The organism is Vallitalea pronyensis, assembly GCF_018141445.1.
Lineage (GTDB): Bacteria > Bacillota > Clostridia > Lachnospirales > Vallitaleaceae > Vallitalea > Vallitalea pronyensis.
The window spans coordinates 5,770,794-5,786,039 of sequence record NZ_CP058649.1 but is presented as its reverse complement, the minus strand read 5'-3'; the positions used below and the strand labels follow the sequence as shown (position 1 = coordinate 5,786,039).

The 15,246-nt window shown below is 36.8% G+C and carries 12 protein-coding genes; 8 read left to right on the top strand and 4 right to left on the bottom strand.

The genetic code is table 11. The annotated features are described in order from the left end of the window. Positions 1-298 precede the first annotated feature (298 nt). Positions 299-1,930, top strand: a complete 1,632-nt coding sequence (locus HZI73_RS24170; protein ID WP_212695896.1) for an amidohydrolase — start codon at positions 299-301, stop codon at positions 1,928-1,930. 1,246 nt (positions 1,931-3,176) lie between these two features. On the opposite strand, the gene HZI73_RS24165 is transcribed toward HZI73_RS24170, so the two are convergent. Continuing rightward, complete coding sequence (locus tag HZI73_RS24165) at positions 3,177-4,082, bottom strand: helix-turn-helix transcriptional regulator (RefSeq protein ID WP_212695895.1); 906 nt, start codon at positions 4,080-4,082, stop codon at positions 3,177-3,179. A 142-nt stretch (positions 4,083-4,224) separates the two neighbouring features. Between HZI73_RS24165 and HZI73_RS24160 the strand changes: the two genes are divergently transcribed. Then, positions 4,225-5,703: a sulfatase-like hydrolase/transferase gene (locus HZI73_RS24160; protein ID WP_212695894.1), complete on the top strand. Its 1,479-nt coding sequence runs from the start codon at positions 4,225-4,227 to the stop codon at positions 5,701-5,703. Between the two features lie 121 nt (positions 5,704-5,824). On the opposite strand, the gene HZI73_RS24155 is transcribed toward HZI73_RS24160, so the two are convergent. Together HZI73_RS24155 and pyrB are read right to left on the bottom strand one after the other, a co-directional pair. Next, positions 5,825-6,247, bottom strand: a complete 423-nt coding sequence (locus HZI73_RS24155; RefSeq protein ID WP_212695893.1) for an aspartate carbamoyltransferase regulatory subunit — start codon at positions 6,245-6,247, stop codon at positions 5,825-5,827. Beyond that, positions 6,240-7,169: an aspartate carbamoyltransferase gene (pyrB, locus tag HZI73_RS24150; RefSeq protein ID WP_212695892.1), complete on the bottom strand. Its 930-nt coding sequence runs from the start codon at positions 7,167-7,169 to the stop codon at positions 6,240-6,242. The genes HZI73_RS24155 and pyrB overlap by 8 nt, the downstream gene beginning before the upstream one ends. Before the next feature lie 660 nt (positions 7,170-7,829). On the opposite strand from pyrB, the gene HZI73_RS24145 reads away from it, so the two are divergent. The 6 genes from HZI73_RS24145 (at position 7,830) to HZI73_RS24120 (ending at position 14,277) form a co-directional block, all read left to right on the top strand. Beyond that, positions 7,830-9,014: a sensor histidine kinase gene (locus tag HZI73_RS24145; protein ID WP_212695891.1), complete on the top strand. Its 1,185-nt coding sequence runs from the start codon at positions 7,830-7,832 to the stop codon at positions 9,012-9,014. A gap of 54 nt (positions 9,015-9,068) precedes the next feature. Further along, positions 9,069-9,713, top strand: coding sequence for a response regulator transcription factor (locus tag HZI73_RS24140; RefSeq protein ID WP_330619652.1), 645 nt, complete (start codon positions 9,069-9,071; stop codon positions 9,711-9,713). A gap of 169 nt (positions 9,714-9,882) precedes the next feature. After that, positions 9,883-10,833 carry a hypothetical protein gene (locus HZI73_RS24135; RefSeq protein ID WP_212695889.1) on the top strand — a complete coding sequence of 317 codons (951 nt, stop codon included), beginning with the start codon at positions 9,883-9,885 and terminating at the stop codon, positions 10,831-10,833. Beyond that, positions 10,806-11,741: an ABC transporter ATP-binding protein gene (locus HZI73_RS24130; protein WP_212695888.1), complete on the top strand. Its 936-nt coding sequence runs from the start codon at positions 10,806-10,808 to the stop codon at positions 11,739-11,741. Before HZI73_RS24135 ends, HZI73_RS24130 begins: the two co-directional genes overlap by 28 nt. 27 nt (positions 11,742-11,768) lie before the next feature. Beyond that, positions 11,769-13,112, top strand: a complete 1,344-nt coding sequence (locus HZI73_RS24125; protein WP_212695887.1) for an ABC transporter permease — start codon at positions 11,769-11,771, stop codon at positions 13,110-13,112. A gap of 1 nt (position 13,113) precedes the next feature. Continuing rightward, entirely contained in the window at positions 13,114-14,277 is a 1,164-nt protein-coding gene (locus tag HZI73_RS24120) for an ABC transporter permease (RefSeq protein ID WP_212695886.1), read from the top strand. Between the two features lie 101 nt (positions 14,278-14,378). Here HZI73_RS24120 and HZI73_RS24115 read toward each other — a convergent pair whose 3' ends face one another. Next, positions 14,379-15,236 carry a helix-turn-helix domain-containing protein gene (locus HZI73_RS24115; RefSeq protein WP_212695885.1) on the bottom strand — a complete coding sequence of 286 codons (858 nt, stop codon included), beginning with the start codon at positions 15,234-15,236 and terminating at the stop codon, positions 14,379-14,381. Positions 15,237-15,246: the final 10 nt, after the last annotated feature.

Genomic DNA, 15,246 nt, shown 5'->3' with positions numbered 1-15,246 from the left:
ATAGCTATAGTATAGCCTAGGAAAGGGTATATTATCATGTAGATGGTTGTATCTGTTTATTAATTCCTCTTTTTTAACTTTTATTTTAGGGAATTAGCGCGTATAATAAGCATAGATAATCATCATAAATCAATGGGATTAATGTGTCAGTATCAGAGGCAATTTTCATGTTCTTTATGAAAAAGGCAAGTATGTGACAATTTATGGATGAACAGCATGCATGGCTTTCTTGATTAAACCCATGCATGATAAGATTAAACACCAATCATATGAATAATTAGGTGAAAGGGGGAGTATCATGGATGTTATATTGTATAATGGAGCCGTTTTAACTATGAACAAAAATCAGCCATATGCCAGTGCTGTATCTGTATTGGGCAACAAAATTGCAAATGTAGGCGACGATACATCTGTATTAGCAGATCAAACAGCCGACACACAATTGATTAACTTGCATGGTAAAACGTTATTACCTGGATTTAACGATAGTCATATGCATTTATTGAACTTTGCACATGTAAGCGATATGTTATCACTTGTTGGGGTAACATCTATTGAAAGTATTATTCAAGAAGGGAAGCAATATGCAGCCCAAGCAACACAATCAGAAGGGTGGATAAGAGGTCGAGGGTGGAATCAGAATGTATTTGATAAACCAAGATTATTAAACCGTCATGATTTGGATCAGATTAGTAGGGACAGACCCATCTGTTTCGTAAGGGCTTGTGGACATGTTCTTGTGGTTAACTCCTATGCGTTAAATATGCTTGGCATTAGTGGGCATACATCTCAAGTAGAAGGAGGACATTTTGATCTTGACGAAACAGGCCAACCAACAGGGGTATTTCGAGAAAATGCCATGGGTTTAATCTATGACCACATGCCAGCACCTTCTGTCGAAACCATTAAAAACATGATTGTTAAAGCTTGCAGGTTAGCCATAAAAGAAGGGATTACATCCATTCAAACCGATGACTTGGATACATTCTCTCATCAACATACATACCAGGTGCTTCAAGCTTATGAAGAATTGAATCAGGAGAATCGACTTCCTGTAAGAATATATCAGCAGTGCTTACTTGGCAATTTAGAACAATTTCAGACCTTTTTAGAACGGGGATATCGTACGGGTCAAGGTGATGCATTCTTTCGCATAGGACCCCTTAAAATCTTAGCAGACGGTTCTCTGGGGGCACGAACGGCTTATCTATCACAGCCATATGCAGATGACCAGGGTACTTATGGCATTGGTAAGCTGACGCAAGATGAACTAGATGCCATGGTTATGACTGCACATGAACACCATATGCAGATTGCCATTCATTGTATTGGGGATGAGATCATGAACATGTCATTCAAAAGCTTTGAGAAAGCATTAAAGAAGCTGCCCAAACACAATCATCGTCATGGGATTGTACATAGCCAGATAACAACAAAGGCATTATTAGAAGCATTTAGGGAACTAGATGTACTGGCATATATTCAACCCATCTTTCTAGATTCAGATATTCCCATTGTAGAAGAACGCATTGGTAAGGAGAGGGCTAAGACCACTTATAATTTTAAAAGGATGTTGGATATGGGTGTTCATACACCCTACAGCTCGGATTGTCCGGTTGAACCTTTTGATGTGTTACCTGGTGTTTATTGTGCCATTACTCGAAAAACATTAGATGGGTATCCAGAGAATGGATGGTTGCCTGAACAAAAAGTGAGTGTAGAAGAAGCACTTTATAATTTCACAAAAGAAGGGGCTTATGCGTCTTTTGAAGAGCATATGAAAGGTTCCATTGAAAAAGACATGTTAGCAGACTTAGTTGTACTAGACCAAGATGTGACAGGGGTACCCGATGAAAAAGTTAAAGATGTAAAAGTCATCTTAACCATGATAGATGGTAAGGTGGTCTACGAATACAAGGGTAATAGATAATACTCATGGACGTAATGTAAGCGTTACACATGAAGCGATACAAAAAATAATATCGTATAAATAAGACGTAAGCTATGCAAATCTTTACCGTAGCTTACTTTTTTTGTTGAAATATCTAATGATAGGACTTTATGCTTGGTAATAGGTCGGTTCTATTCATCTTAATCCTATTCATGATAAAGTGAAAGTATAAATAATGGTGATATTGAGCTTGATTATTATAAGAGGTATAGATACATGATCTTAATAAGTTTGTAATAATTGATGTGGATAAGACAATACATTTGCTTGATTACATCTTTGTAATATAACTAATGATTATATAAAAAAAGATATTATATGATAAAAAATATCTTTTTTTTATTATAAATGATCATGAGTAAAGTTATTTTTCTATGTTAATTCTACAATTAAACGCTATTTTATCGTAATAATTACTTAAAGATTGTAAATAAATGTTAATATAATAAGAAATACTGTAATAATTAGTTAACAATTTAGTAATAAATTAAAGGGGAATGTATGCTATGATGAAATTGTCTTTTTATTCCACTTACACAATTAACGTATTGAAGAATCATGCATGATAAGATGTACTCTAAAGCCAGCTTTAGAAACCAATCATCATGAAATGACTCAAACAACACAATGCATGATATTGAAGGGAGGAATAACATGGTAAGAAGGCATGGTGTAAAGGACATACGTGTTTAAAACGGTGATTGGAATACAAACTCGTTACGGTATCGTGTATGACTTTAGTGCTATGTGTCGTAATTCATGCACAAGTTGTCAACGTGCATGGCAGGGGTTTATATCGTGTAGATGATAAGGTTATTGTTAACACATATTTGAGGATAAAGTTTATTGAGGGATAAGTCAGTGCGTATAACTTAAGCCACATAAAGTTATACATATAAAGAGATAAAAATAACCCTGATGCAAAAAAGATTGTATCAAGCGGCGGGTTAACTTGTAGCAAACAGATAACCAAATGAATGCTATCTACGCTAATTGCTCAGCAATTAGGCTTATTAGAAGCCACCAAACCACTATTTCCATATACACCGTCTTATAGCCCATCATAGGGTAATGAGTATCCTCTACCTGTTAATGGAAATAGTGGTGGTTATAACAATGGTCCATAGGACCATTTACCAAAGGATTTAATTATGGTTGTCCATAGGATAATCGTAATTAATGTATATAAATAGATCAATAGACCAGAGAACCCATGACAGCCATATCATGGGTTCTTTGGGTGTTGCTTTCGATAAGTAGTGGGAGAGACACCTACTACTTTTTTGAACACTTTGGAATAATAAGTGCGATCTGTAAAACCGTACATTTCTGCTATGGTTTCAATGGCATAATGGGTGTTGGTCAGTAAGTTTTTGGAGGAGTCCACTTTACATTGGCGAATATAGGCTTTGAGGGTTTGCTTACGCTTGGACTTAAAGAGTCGTGTTAAGGTATCAGGGTGATAATGAAAATGCTTTGCTAATTCACCAACAGTCATATGACGATAGATATTTCCTTGAATGTACTGCTCTATACGCATGATAAAGTCTTCTTGTTGACCGTCATGGTAATCGGATTTGTCACGTTTGGATAATTTGGCGATCATGTCCAAAATCAGTGTTAGAAGAATCTGTTTGCACTGTAATTGCCATCCATAGGGTTTCTTATCATGAAACCTATATAAGGAACGAAATAATTGTAAGGGTTCTATAAGAGGGTCCACATGAAAGAAAGAGGGCAATGTATAATGAGGCATAATTTCAATGACAGGCCTTGGAATAGAATAAAGATGCATATCCGTCATGGTACTTAGCCAAGGTTTTTCATGAACAATGGCACTAATTTTTTGCTGATAAGGGTACTGGACAAAATCAAAGTGTACCCAATATGCTTCGACGTGACGCGTAGGAACAAGAAATCGATGAAGGGTATCTGGTGGTATAATAGCTACTTGGCCATGATTGATAGTAACGGATTTATTGGGATAATCAATGATAAACTGTCCAGCCTCACAATAGATGAATTCATAATCCAGAATAATACGGTAAGGCAAGACATCCATAGGGGCTTCCTGGATACCAGCTTTTCTTATTATGGGGTTAATATCATTAATGGCAAGAACATGTTTCATGGGCTAACCTCCTTATCTTTACTATCTATTATATCGGAAAATGGCACATTTGTATCGAAATAATGGGTAGTTTTTCATTTGTTTTTTTGATACGCTTAAAACAACAAAAATGAAAGTATTCATAACTTGAAAGGTGGTCTATATGGAGAAGAAACAAATAGTACTGATTATGACGGATACCCAGCGGAAAGACATGCTTAGTGTTTATAATAAGCAGGAAGATATGCATACACCCAATCTGGATAAACTGGCTAAGACTGGAAAAAGGTTTGAAAAGGCTTATACCTGCCAACCTGTGTGTGGACCAGCCCGTTCAGCTTTATTTACAGGTACATATCCTCATACCAATGGCATGGTTGCCAACAGTATGGCATTTAATGGCCATACTAGGACCATAGGTCAACACCTAAGTGAGGCGGCAATTCATAGTGCTTATATAGGAAAATGGCACTTGGATGGGGGCGATTATTTTGGTGATGGCGTATGCCCTGATGGTTGGGATGCTGACTATTGGTATGATATGTGTAATTATCTAGAGGAAATGAATGATGATGACCGTTATCGTTCAAGACAATTTGGCACTTGTTTTGAAGGTGAGGGTATTCAAGAGACCTTTACCTATGCCCATAAATGTACGGAAAAAGCCATGGATTTTATCAAGAAGAATAAGGATAAAGACTATTTTCTTGTGGTTTCTTATGATGAACCTCATCACCCATTCCTATCGCCACAAGGCTACTTTGAGCCCTTTGAAGGTAAGTCCTATTTAGAAAAAGCAAATCAAGACATGGATTTATCCAGCTTGCCGGAACATGTTCAAGTATGGGCAAAGTCCTGTGGTGGAGGTAAAGGTGATGTGCGTGGTTTGTTAGGATGTAATGCCTATGTGGATTATGAAATTGGTCATTTAATGGGTTGCATTGAAGACCATGCAGAGCATGCCATGGTCATCTATACGTCAGATCATGGTGATTCATTAGGTTCTCATGGCATTAACAGCAAAGGTCCAGCTATGTATGATGAAATTACCAATATACCGTTTATCATGGCGTGGAAAGATAATATTCCAGAAGAAACCATCGATGATTTGCCTGCGTCTCATATTGACGTGGTACCTACGGTATTGGATTATTTTGATATTGAGAAGCCTCTGTATTTAACAGGGAGTAGTTTAATACCTCGGGTATTGGGTAAAGAAAGTAAAGATACCAAAGCATTCATTGAGTTTACCCGGTATGAAATAGACCATGATGGATTTGGTGGTTACCAGCCTATTCGCTCAGTGGTAGATAAGCGTTTTAAGCTTGTTATTAGTTTAATGACACAAGATGAACTCTATGATATGGAAAAGGACCCACAGGAAATGCATAATCTTATTGGTGATCCTCAATACCATGGGATTCGTAATGAGCTCCATGATGCCATTTTACAATGGATGGATGAAACCAGGGACCCATATAGAGGTTATTATTGGGAGAGACGACCTTGGCGAGAAGATGCACCTGAAGCCACTTGGGATCATCATGGCATGACAAGGCAACGGTATACGCGAACAGATGAAGTGAGGCAGTTGGATTATAGTACAGGGTTAGCAATTACAGAATTTACACGTCCAAAATAAACCTTACGTGAAAAGGCTATCTATGGGAATTCATAGACAGCCTTTTCTTTGGGAGATTGTTGAGATATTCCAAGAATATACTCATATATATGTGACTCGGTATAAGCGGATTGCGTGTTTCTTATAGAGAAGTACGCGTATCACAGAATTCACATTTATATTCTTTTTTTTCTGGGTCTACCAAGGTAAAGAGTATGTTGTCAATGTGTTCAATGGTGGATACACACCTTGGGTTTTTACAAGTGAGTATGCCTTCAACTTGTTCAGGAACGGATAATTTAATTTTATCCACTACCTTTTCATCTTCGATGATGGTGATGGTCAATCCTGGGTCAATAAGCCCAAGAATATTTAAGTCAAAATCAATGACATTATCAATTTTTATCAGGTCTTTCTTACCTAGTTTATTCGAACATACATTTTTAATCAATGCCGTTGTGTAATTGGCTTGGTCTAATTTTAATTCTTTATAGATTTTGTAACCAAGACCTGCTTTAATGTGGTCAATGACAATACCTCTTTTTATACCGTTTATTTTAAGCATGCAAATCCCCTCCTAAGCCAAGTAGCTTCACAATCAGTGCCATTCTTACATACATACCATATTTTGCTTGGTTAAAATAGATAGCCCTTGGATCTTGGTCCACTTCTGTATGGATTTCATCAACACGGGGTAATGGATGCATGATGATCATATCTTCTTTTGCATGCTCTAATTTCTTTTGATCCAATATATAATAGCCTTTTAAGCGTAAGTAATCTTCTTCATTAAAGAAACGTTCTTTCTGAATACGAGTCATATAGAGGATATCAAGTTCTGGCATAGCGTCTTCTAAACTTGACGTACGGTCATAAGGATGGTCACCCAGTTCTTCAATGATGTATGGTGGGATTTCCAGTTCAGGCGGCGCAATAAATACGAACTTCATATGCTCATAGCGGGATAAGGCTTTTACAAGTGAGTGTACCGTTCTTCCGAATTTTAGATCGCCGCATAACCCAATCACATTGTTGGATATGCTTTTTCGATAGGACCTGATGGTGAGTAGATCCGTTAAGGTCTGAGTAGGGTGTTGGTGTCCACCATCACCAGCATTAATGACAGGAATTGTTGCGTGTTTAGATGCTAATTTAGGAGCACCTTCTTTTGGGTGGCGCATCACAGCAATATCTGCGTAACAGCCTATGGTTCTAATGGTATCACCGATGCTTTCGCCTTTTGATACAGATGACGAGTTTGGTTCAGAAAAACCAATGATTTCGCCACCTAATCGTAACATAGCAGCTTCAAAGCTAAAGCGTGTACGTGTGGATGGTTCATAAAAGAGTGTAGCTAATAAGTGACCTTTACATGTATCGCTATATTTTTTGGGATCTTGAATGATGGCATCCGCTAATGTAAAGATCGCTTCTAATTCCTCAATGGTTAAATCACCTGGTTCGATTAAATGTTTTCCTTTCAACATCTTATAGCCTCCTTTTTAGCATCACGGTACTAGATTAAAGGTTGTTTAGATTCTACAGGCACCTAAAGGATAGCAGAACAAAGCAACGACGTCGCGTTCTACAAAGTGGATTTATCCGTAGAAAAGTTTCCTTGGCACAAACGAGACGCTCCTAATCTCATGTGTTAAATTTCCTATAGGATAAAAAAACCTTCCTCATAGAAGGAAGGTGTATCATCATAATCTAAGTTAATAGCCATATAAAATCTGTATACGGTTACACAGCATACAGTTATGTCTCATTAACCACTTTATGTCACCTTCCTAGTCTCTCTTGGACTAGATTAAAGATACCTTTTCAACTACAATAACATGTATCAAGGGGTAAGTCAAGCAATAATTCTTTAAGTTTTTTAGGAGGATATATGTCAATAAAAAAGCCTAAAAATACATGTTGCAACCATGTCTAGTCTTGCTATTGCATAGGCGGTCTAAAGCCACTAATTTTTCTAAATGAACAACTGGTTTTATGATGTCACTTTTTTTGTTGAAAGGCAAGAATAAATAACAAAAACTTACATTTATCTATAGAAGGCAACCAAAATGATATAGATTAATTGAAATCTATGGGAAGGTAGCTTATAATTGTAACATGTGAGTATAGAAGGGTGGGTGATAACGATGCTGAATCGTAAATATTGGGTATATTACTTCATGCATATACCGACAATCATCATATTCTATTTTGCTTTTTCATATGAGGATGCTAGAGGAAGTCGATACAGTTTATTGCTGATTCTCTTTGGCGTTTTTATTTTATTATCCATTCTTCAGAAATTTTGCAAGACAAAAGTAACCATTTTTATGTTGCTCATGCTCAAAGTCGTTATGATAGCCCTCATTGAATTGAATTCTAAATTCGCTATTAATTACTTCATACATGCACTCTACTTAAGTGTGATGATTGAATCCACTTTTTTTCTAACATTGAGAAAAGTTCTTATGATTGGCGGTCTGGTTTTTATAGCATCCATGTACAAATTTGTAAGTGTACTCATGATTAACCCCAGTTTTTCCAATATGTCTCAGATGTTTTTATTTGCACTCATCAATATTCTTGTCATGGTGGTCATGGGATTTGCTAAATATCATAAAGAAGAAGAAAAAAAAGTGCATGAGCTCTACCATAAACTCCTGGAGGCCCATAAGCAATTGCAACATTATGCAGACCGTATTAAGGCGTTAACCGTTGTAGAAGAAAGGAACCGTATTGCGAGAGATCTTCATGATACATTAGGGCATGACTTGACGGGTCTTATTATGCAGCTGGAAATGACAAGTACTATGTTAGAAGATGATGTGGATGCAGCCAAAACACTCATGGAACAATCAAAACATACCTCCAGAGAGAGTTTAAAAAAAGTAAGGCAAATCGTTCATACCTTTAAAGAAGCCCATAAGGTGGATAGGAACCTTGATGAAATTCATGGTCTGGTACAGGATTTTGCTTCCAAAACAGGTGCTGCCATAAACCTTCATATAACCGGAGAAAAAATAACCTTGTTACCTGAAGTGTATATTACATTGTATCGCATCATACAAGAGGCCATGACCAATGCCATAAGACATGGAAAAGCAGACATGATTCATATTCGTATTCATCTTGATGATAAAAAATTGACGTTTCACATAGAAGATAATGGCAGAGGATGTAAACTGTTAGAAGAAGGCTATGGTCTGCAAGGCATGCGTGAGCGGGTTGCTTTATTAGGCGGTACCCTAAGTTATACCCATAAAAAAGGTTTTGTCATTGATGGTACATTATTATTAGAGGTGTACCAAGAAACAAAAATGATTAACCCATAAATAGGATAAAACAACAAAGGCAAGACATTATATGAAAGGGAGGAGGTATTGTTATTGATTAACGTATTATTAGTAGATGATCAAGATATCATACTACAAGGGCTTAGCATGATTCTTGGAAAAGCCAATGACATGACCATTGTAGGAGCAGTTAGAAATGGCCAAGAAGCCATTAATAAGTGCAAAACCGAGAATGTGGATATTGTTTTAATGGATATACGCATGCCTGTGGTGAATGGTGTGGAAGCAACCCAATCCATCAAGGCATCTAACCCGGATATAAAAGTCATCATGTTAACAACCTTTCAAGACGATGAGTATATCTTTAATTCTTTGAAATATGGTGCATCTGGCTATCTATTAAAAGATGCTATGCCAACAGAAATTTCAGAGGCCATACGAACGGTTTATCATGGGGGTACATTAATTAACCCGACAGTGGCAACGAAGATCGTGAATCAGTTTAAAAAAATAGCAGGGGAAGAAGAACAGGCGTCTTCAATGGATATCGAACAGCTAACAATACGAGAAAAAGACATTTGTAAATTACTTGCAGAAGGGCATAATAACAAAGAAATAGCTAACGTTCTTTTTTTGAGTGAAGGAACAGTTAAAAATCACATCACCAATATTTTATCCAAGCTACAACTAAGGGATAGAACCCAATTGGCCATATTCGCTGTTAAAAATAAATTGTAACAGGCATCAGGATATAAAATATGCAAAAAGTCATGGGTGGTTATGACAAAGGTGACATGTCATTTGCACACAAATAAGGTATATTCATTATAGAGCCATTCAACCAATGTTTTCCAAGGAGTAGGGATAAACATAAATGTTTGTATTAAAAATGAGGAAGGTGTTTATAATGAAAAAAATAGTTGTTGTCATGATGCTGATGGCGGTCATGTCGGTCACAGGATGTTCTCAGAAGGCTTATGAAGACTATATAAAAGCATCAGAAAAAACACAAGCATATAAAAGCGGCAAGACGTCCATACATGTATCCTCCAAAGTCACATTTGGCGAAGATCAGTTGAGCATTGATGAAATTGCAGAAATGTCCGAGTATAATGACTTACGATTTGATATGACCCTGCAATATAATATGGATGAAAAGAAAATTGCTGCAGATATGTATACCAATATTGGCGGAGCAGGGATGGATTATCATTATTATCAAGAGGGTGAAAAACGCTATGTGCGTTTACCCATTATCAAAAAGTTTCTTATTGTTGAGGATAATGCTAAGCAGACCAGTAACCCTTTTGCAGGCATATCCAGCAGATGGTTAAACATGTTAGAAGAAGAAGATGTGGTACAAGGTGAAAATACCATTATTGATTCTGCTGAAGGTCAGGTAAAGGCAAAAGTGGTGACCATTTCTTTAACAGAGAACCAGTTGAAAATCTTTGGTAATGAAGTGATAACGTTATTGATGAGCGACGGCTTTATTGAGAATTATTTGGAATCTAATATGGATAGAGAAGAACTTGTCAGCATGATGAAGTCTGGTATAGAACATACAGACATTAAGGATTTTCAATTGACCATTTATATTGATTTTGATGGTTATGTGATTAAAGAAACATTATCCATGTGTCTTGATATGGAAGAAATCTCTAATGGGAAAATGGAAACCATGGATATTATCGTAGAAAAGCAAAACTGGGAAATAGGAAAAGAGCAGGACATTGTCTTACCAGAAATGAAAGAAGAAGACGTCATTGAAATGGAAGGCCTAGAAAGTATGGACGACATACCCTGGTCATTAAAAATAGGAGGCAAGACATGGGAATTTTACAAGTACGAGAAATAAAAAAGTATTTTAAGCAAATCAAAGCAGTAGATAATATTTCATTTGATATTAACAAAGGTGAAATCTTAGGACTTCTAGGACCTAATGGTGCTGGTAAATCCACCACTATTTCCATGATTTCTACGCTGATTAAACCCGATAGCGGTACGATTTTGTATCAAGATAAGGATATTATTAAAAAACCACAGGCCATACAAAAAAAACTGGGTTATGTACCCCAAGAAATTGCACTATACCCCAATCTTAATGGTCGAGAAAACCTTGAGTTCTGGGGGAGAGCATATGGTTTAAATGGTAAGCTTCTGAAGCAAAGAATTAAAGAAGTATCAGAAATTATAGGCATTACAGAACGTCTAGGCAGTAAAGTGGATAATTACTCAGGAGGTATGAAGCGAAGGCTGAATATCGGTGCAGCACTTCTTCATAAACCCGAACTCATTATTATGGATGAACCTACCGTAGGTATTGACCCTCAGTCAAGAAAACATATTCTTGATACGGTATTAGCATTGAATAAGGAAGGCATGACCGTCATCTATACCAGTCATTATATGGAAGAGGTAGAATACCTCTGTAATACCATCTGTATTATGGATAATGGAAAAATCATTGCAAAAGGTACCAAAGAAGAGTTAGTAGGGCTCATTAATGATGAAAAGCAGATTCATATTAAAATTGATACCATAAATGAAACGTTGTTGCAATCCATAAAGGACATAGAAGATGTCAACGATGTAACGACTCATGAAGATACCATTGTGGTAAAAGTTCAAAAAAGCAAGCAGGTCTTTAAACGTATCATTGATGTACTGAGTCAAACCAGTACAGAAATCCATGCAGTGGACATAAAGGAACCTAACTTAGAGGCAGTCTTTCTCCATCTGACTGGAAAAGCACTAAGGGATTAGGCACAAGAAAGAAGGTGTATACGTATCATGAAGATAGGCTATATTCTTCAAAAGGATGTTAAGAAAATTTTATATGATAAAAAGTTACTCATTATTATACTGATTATGCCTATTGTGCTGATGACCATCTTGGGATTTTCCTTAAATAGCATGTTTGGTGTAAGTGAGCGCTCCATCAGTGGTATCAAAATAGCAGTGGTCAAGAATTATAACCCAGAGGTTGACCTAACACGTTTTGAAAAAAATATACAATCAGGTACTATTTCTATGGGAATAGATGATGACACAAAAAAGTTATTATTGGAAGCCATGGATGAACTTGATCCGGAAGAGATTTTCTTTCAGTTTTTAGAGAGTGATAATATCAAGGACATTATGTCCTATACCATTGAAAATGAAACCACAGCCAGGGAGATGTTGAAAAACAAAGAAGTAGATGCAGTGGTCATACTTCCAGATGGCTACCTCTATCACAGCTATATGAATTTTTTGACACCCTCTAGAAATATTGTGGAAACCCAGGTACTGAAACGAACCAGTAATCAGTTAAAAGGTGGTATTGTTGAAGCACTGGTAGATGGATTTGCACAATCTATGAACAACAATGCGTTAAGCAAAGTCATCACAATGGACACCATATTAGCGTATACAGAGGAAGATAAAATATATGAAGTAGCAGCAGATATTGCCCAGAAAACCATGATGTCTGTCATCGATACGGATATGGACATTAAGCAAGTGGGTATCGAAGAGAAAAAACAGCTGACCAGTTTTCAGTATTATGCAGCAGCCATTATGGCCATGTTTATACTCTATAGTGCAGGCTACGGCGGCCGTCAAATCTTAGAAGAGAAAAAAGAGATTACGTTACAGAGAAATCAAGTAGCAGGTGTTTCCTTTCAGAAGATCCTCACCAGTACATTTCTGATGATATGCATTGTAGCCATATTACAATCTGTTGTGATGATTGCGTATTCTAGATGGGTACTAAAAATCTATTGGGGCAATTGGGGATTAGTCGCCATAACTGTTCTGTTAAGCAGCTTTACAGTAGCCAGTATTGGTTTACTAGTAGCCGCTATAACATTTAGAAGCAATAATTTTCGCATTGCTAACATCTTTGAATCGGCAATTATTCAAGTCATGGCATTGTTAGGTGGCAGTTTCTTACCTGTTGAGATTCTACCAAAATTCATGCAGGATCTATCCTATCTTGCCATTAATGGTATAGCCATTAAAATGTATACAGGGATTATGGAAGGGGCATCACTTCACGATTTAACGCAATACATGGGTATACTGGGTGTTATGAGCCTCGTATTCCTTGTCTTAGCAACAGTGGTCCTAAAGAACCGAAGGGAGGCTATTTAATATGTGGGCAATGATACGTGTTAAACTCCTGGATTATAAAAAACAATTACCCATCTTACTGGGCTTTGTTGCCATGATGCTTATCTTTACTGCTATTTTTGGTATTGCTTTTTCCGGTGGCCAATATAGGCCCCAAGCTTATATTGTCAATCAGGCAAGTAATGAAGATGCTGCATTATTAATCGAGCGGGTACAAGAATCACCATTGATGGCATTTACGGTACTATCCTATGATGATGCCGTTCAGAGGTTAGAAAACTCAAAAGGGGTAGGCGCAATACTCATCGAAGATACAGACCAATTTATTCAAGTTGGTATTATATCAACGAAACCAAGCAATGAGACGGTGATGTTACAGAACATTCTAAGAGGTCAGATGAGTACATTGGTGAACGATATACAACTAGGTGATAACATCTATAGCTATTTAATCGATAAAGGTGTAGCGGTTCAGAAAAATGTGCTAAAACAAGAGGTCAGTGGTGAGATGAATACCCTACGAAACAGCAAGGTTTATTATAAAACCCAAACATCCTTTATTGATGGTGAAAATACAAATACAGGGTATAGTAATTTGAAGCATTCCTTAACAGGTTTCACCATATTCTTTTCCATGTTTCTCACCTTTTTCGGTATAGGTAGTATTGTGGATGAAAAAGTGAATTTTGTATGGCAGCGACAGTTAGTTTCGCCTATAAGCCATCTATCTATACTAGCTGGCAATCTGGTGGTGGCGTTACTGGTGGGTATGGCCAATGTGTTTGTCATGATTTATGGTGGAAAATTTGTCTTCAAAATGGATTGGGGAAACAGTGATTTGGGTGTGGTCCTTATCCTAGCCGCTTTTGTTTTTGCTTCCACTTGTCTGGGGTTAGTCGTGGCTTCATTGGTTAAGAATATGCAGCAACTATCCTCCATCACACCTGTTATCATTGTCAGTACTTCTATGCTAGGTGGTTGTATGTGGCCTCTTGAGATGATTCAATCCAAGGCATTGTTGACCATTGCTAATTTTACACCTCAGAAATGGGCTGTAGAAGGTATAGAGAAAATGATTATGTATGGCCGGGGCTTTGATGTGGCCATCTTGCCAATTGTCGTGTTGTTAGGTATGGGCTGTGTGTTTTTAGCCATAGGTACTTATTTAGTAAAATTACAGCGCTAGATATTGTCTGTGTAGATGGTGATACCCTGTATACATGACATGGTTTTTTTATAGTAATCAAGGATGTGCAGCATCGTGAACATATATTCATGATGCTGCATTTATTTAATTTGAACATGGTTTTGAACATATTGCTTGGGTGATAAACCTACAATTCTTTTGAATTTCTTATAGAAGTTTGAGTAATCATTAAAACCCACTAAATAGCATATTTGGGTAATGGGAATACCCTCAAGAAGCAGGTGTTTTGCTTTTTCTAACCGCTGTAAATGCTGATATTCCAAAATGGTCATGTTAAACCTCTTTTTGAAAGCATGGCAGAGATAATATTTATTGATAAAGTATTTTTCGGATAAAAAGTCTAACGTAATGGTTTGTTCCATGTGGTTCACAATGTATTTCTGAATGGTCCACAGTAGTTCATTCTCTTGGTCTAGGCTTTTTTGTTGTAGGTGCTCGTGTTCATGAACAATATTGTTCAGTTGTGTAATCAATTGCAACAATAAGGTTTTGACCATGATCGTATTGGATTTTGGGTAAGGATGTCCATAAAAACGATCAATTTCTTTAAAATAGTGGATAAGATCATACTGTAGAACATCATTGGATTTAATGATATTATGGTGACCTGACTGCCGACTGTCAAATAAATCCATAGGGTGGTCTTCACCAATAAAAATGTCTTTTAGAAAGTCTTTTCTAAATTGAATAATCTTCCGTTCATAGATACCATTTGTTCGGGTAGACGGCTTGTGGGCTTCATGTTTATTCGTCATGACTAAATCATACTTATGAAGTTCATAGTGATGTCCATTAATGATGTAATTGATATTATCCGATACGCAGAGATAGAGTTCATACAGATTATGAGTATGTACGAATATCTTATATTCCCCAACGGATTTTGAATGAAAATAGATAAAATCCGGTTTTTGATTGGTTTCTTGATATTGATTCATCGTTCACCCT

Bases quoted from the DNA above. Each gene is read 5' to 3' on its own strand.
- HZI73_RS24170 (WP_212695896.1), top strand. From the start codon at position 299: ATGGATGTTATATTGTATAATGGAGCCGTTTTAACTATGAACAAAAAT.
- HZI73_RS24165 (WP_212695895.1), bottom strand. From the start codon at position 4,082: ATGAAACATGTTCTTGCCATTAATGATATTAACCCCATAATAAGAAAA.
- HZI73_RS24160 (WP_212695894.1), top strand. From the start codon at position 4,225: ATGGAGAAGAAACAAATAGTACTGATTATGACGGATACCCAGCGGAAA.
- HZI73_RS24155 (WP_212695893.1), bottom strand. From the start codon at position 6,247: ATGCTTAAAATAAACGGTATAAAAAGAGGTATTGTCATTGACCACATT.
- pyrB (WP_212695892.1), bottom strand. From the start codon at position 7,169: ATGTTGAAAGGAAAACATTTAATCGAACCAGGTGATTTAACCATTGAG.
- HZI73_RS24145 (WP_212695891.1), top strand. From the start codon at position 7,830: ATGCTGAATCGTAAATATTGGGTATATTACTTCATGCATATACCGACA.
- HZI73_RS24135 (WP_212695889.1), top strand. From the start codon at position 9,883: ATGAAAAAAATAGTTGTTGTCATGATGCTGATGGCGGTCATGTCGGTC.
- HZI73_RS24130 (WP_212695888.1), top strand. From the start codon at position 10,806: ATGGGAATTTTACAAGTACGAGAAATAAAAAAGTATTTTAAGCAAATC.
- HZI73_RS24125 (WP_212695887.1), top strand. From the start codon at position 11,769: ATGAAGATAGGCTATATTCTTCAAAAGGATGTTAAGAAAATTTTATAT.
- HZI73_RS24120 (WP_212695886.1), top strand. From the start codon at position 13,114: ATGTGGGCAATGATACGTGTTAAACTCCTGGATTATAAAAAACAATTA.
- HZI73_RS24115 (WP_212695885.1), bottom strand. From the start codon at position 15,236: ATGAATCAATATCAAGAAACCAATCAAAAACCGGATTTTATCTATTTT.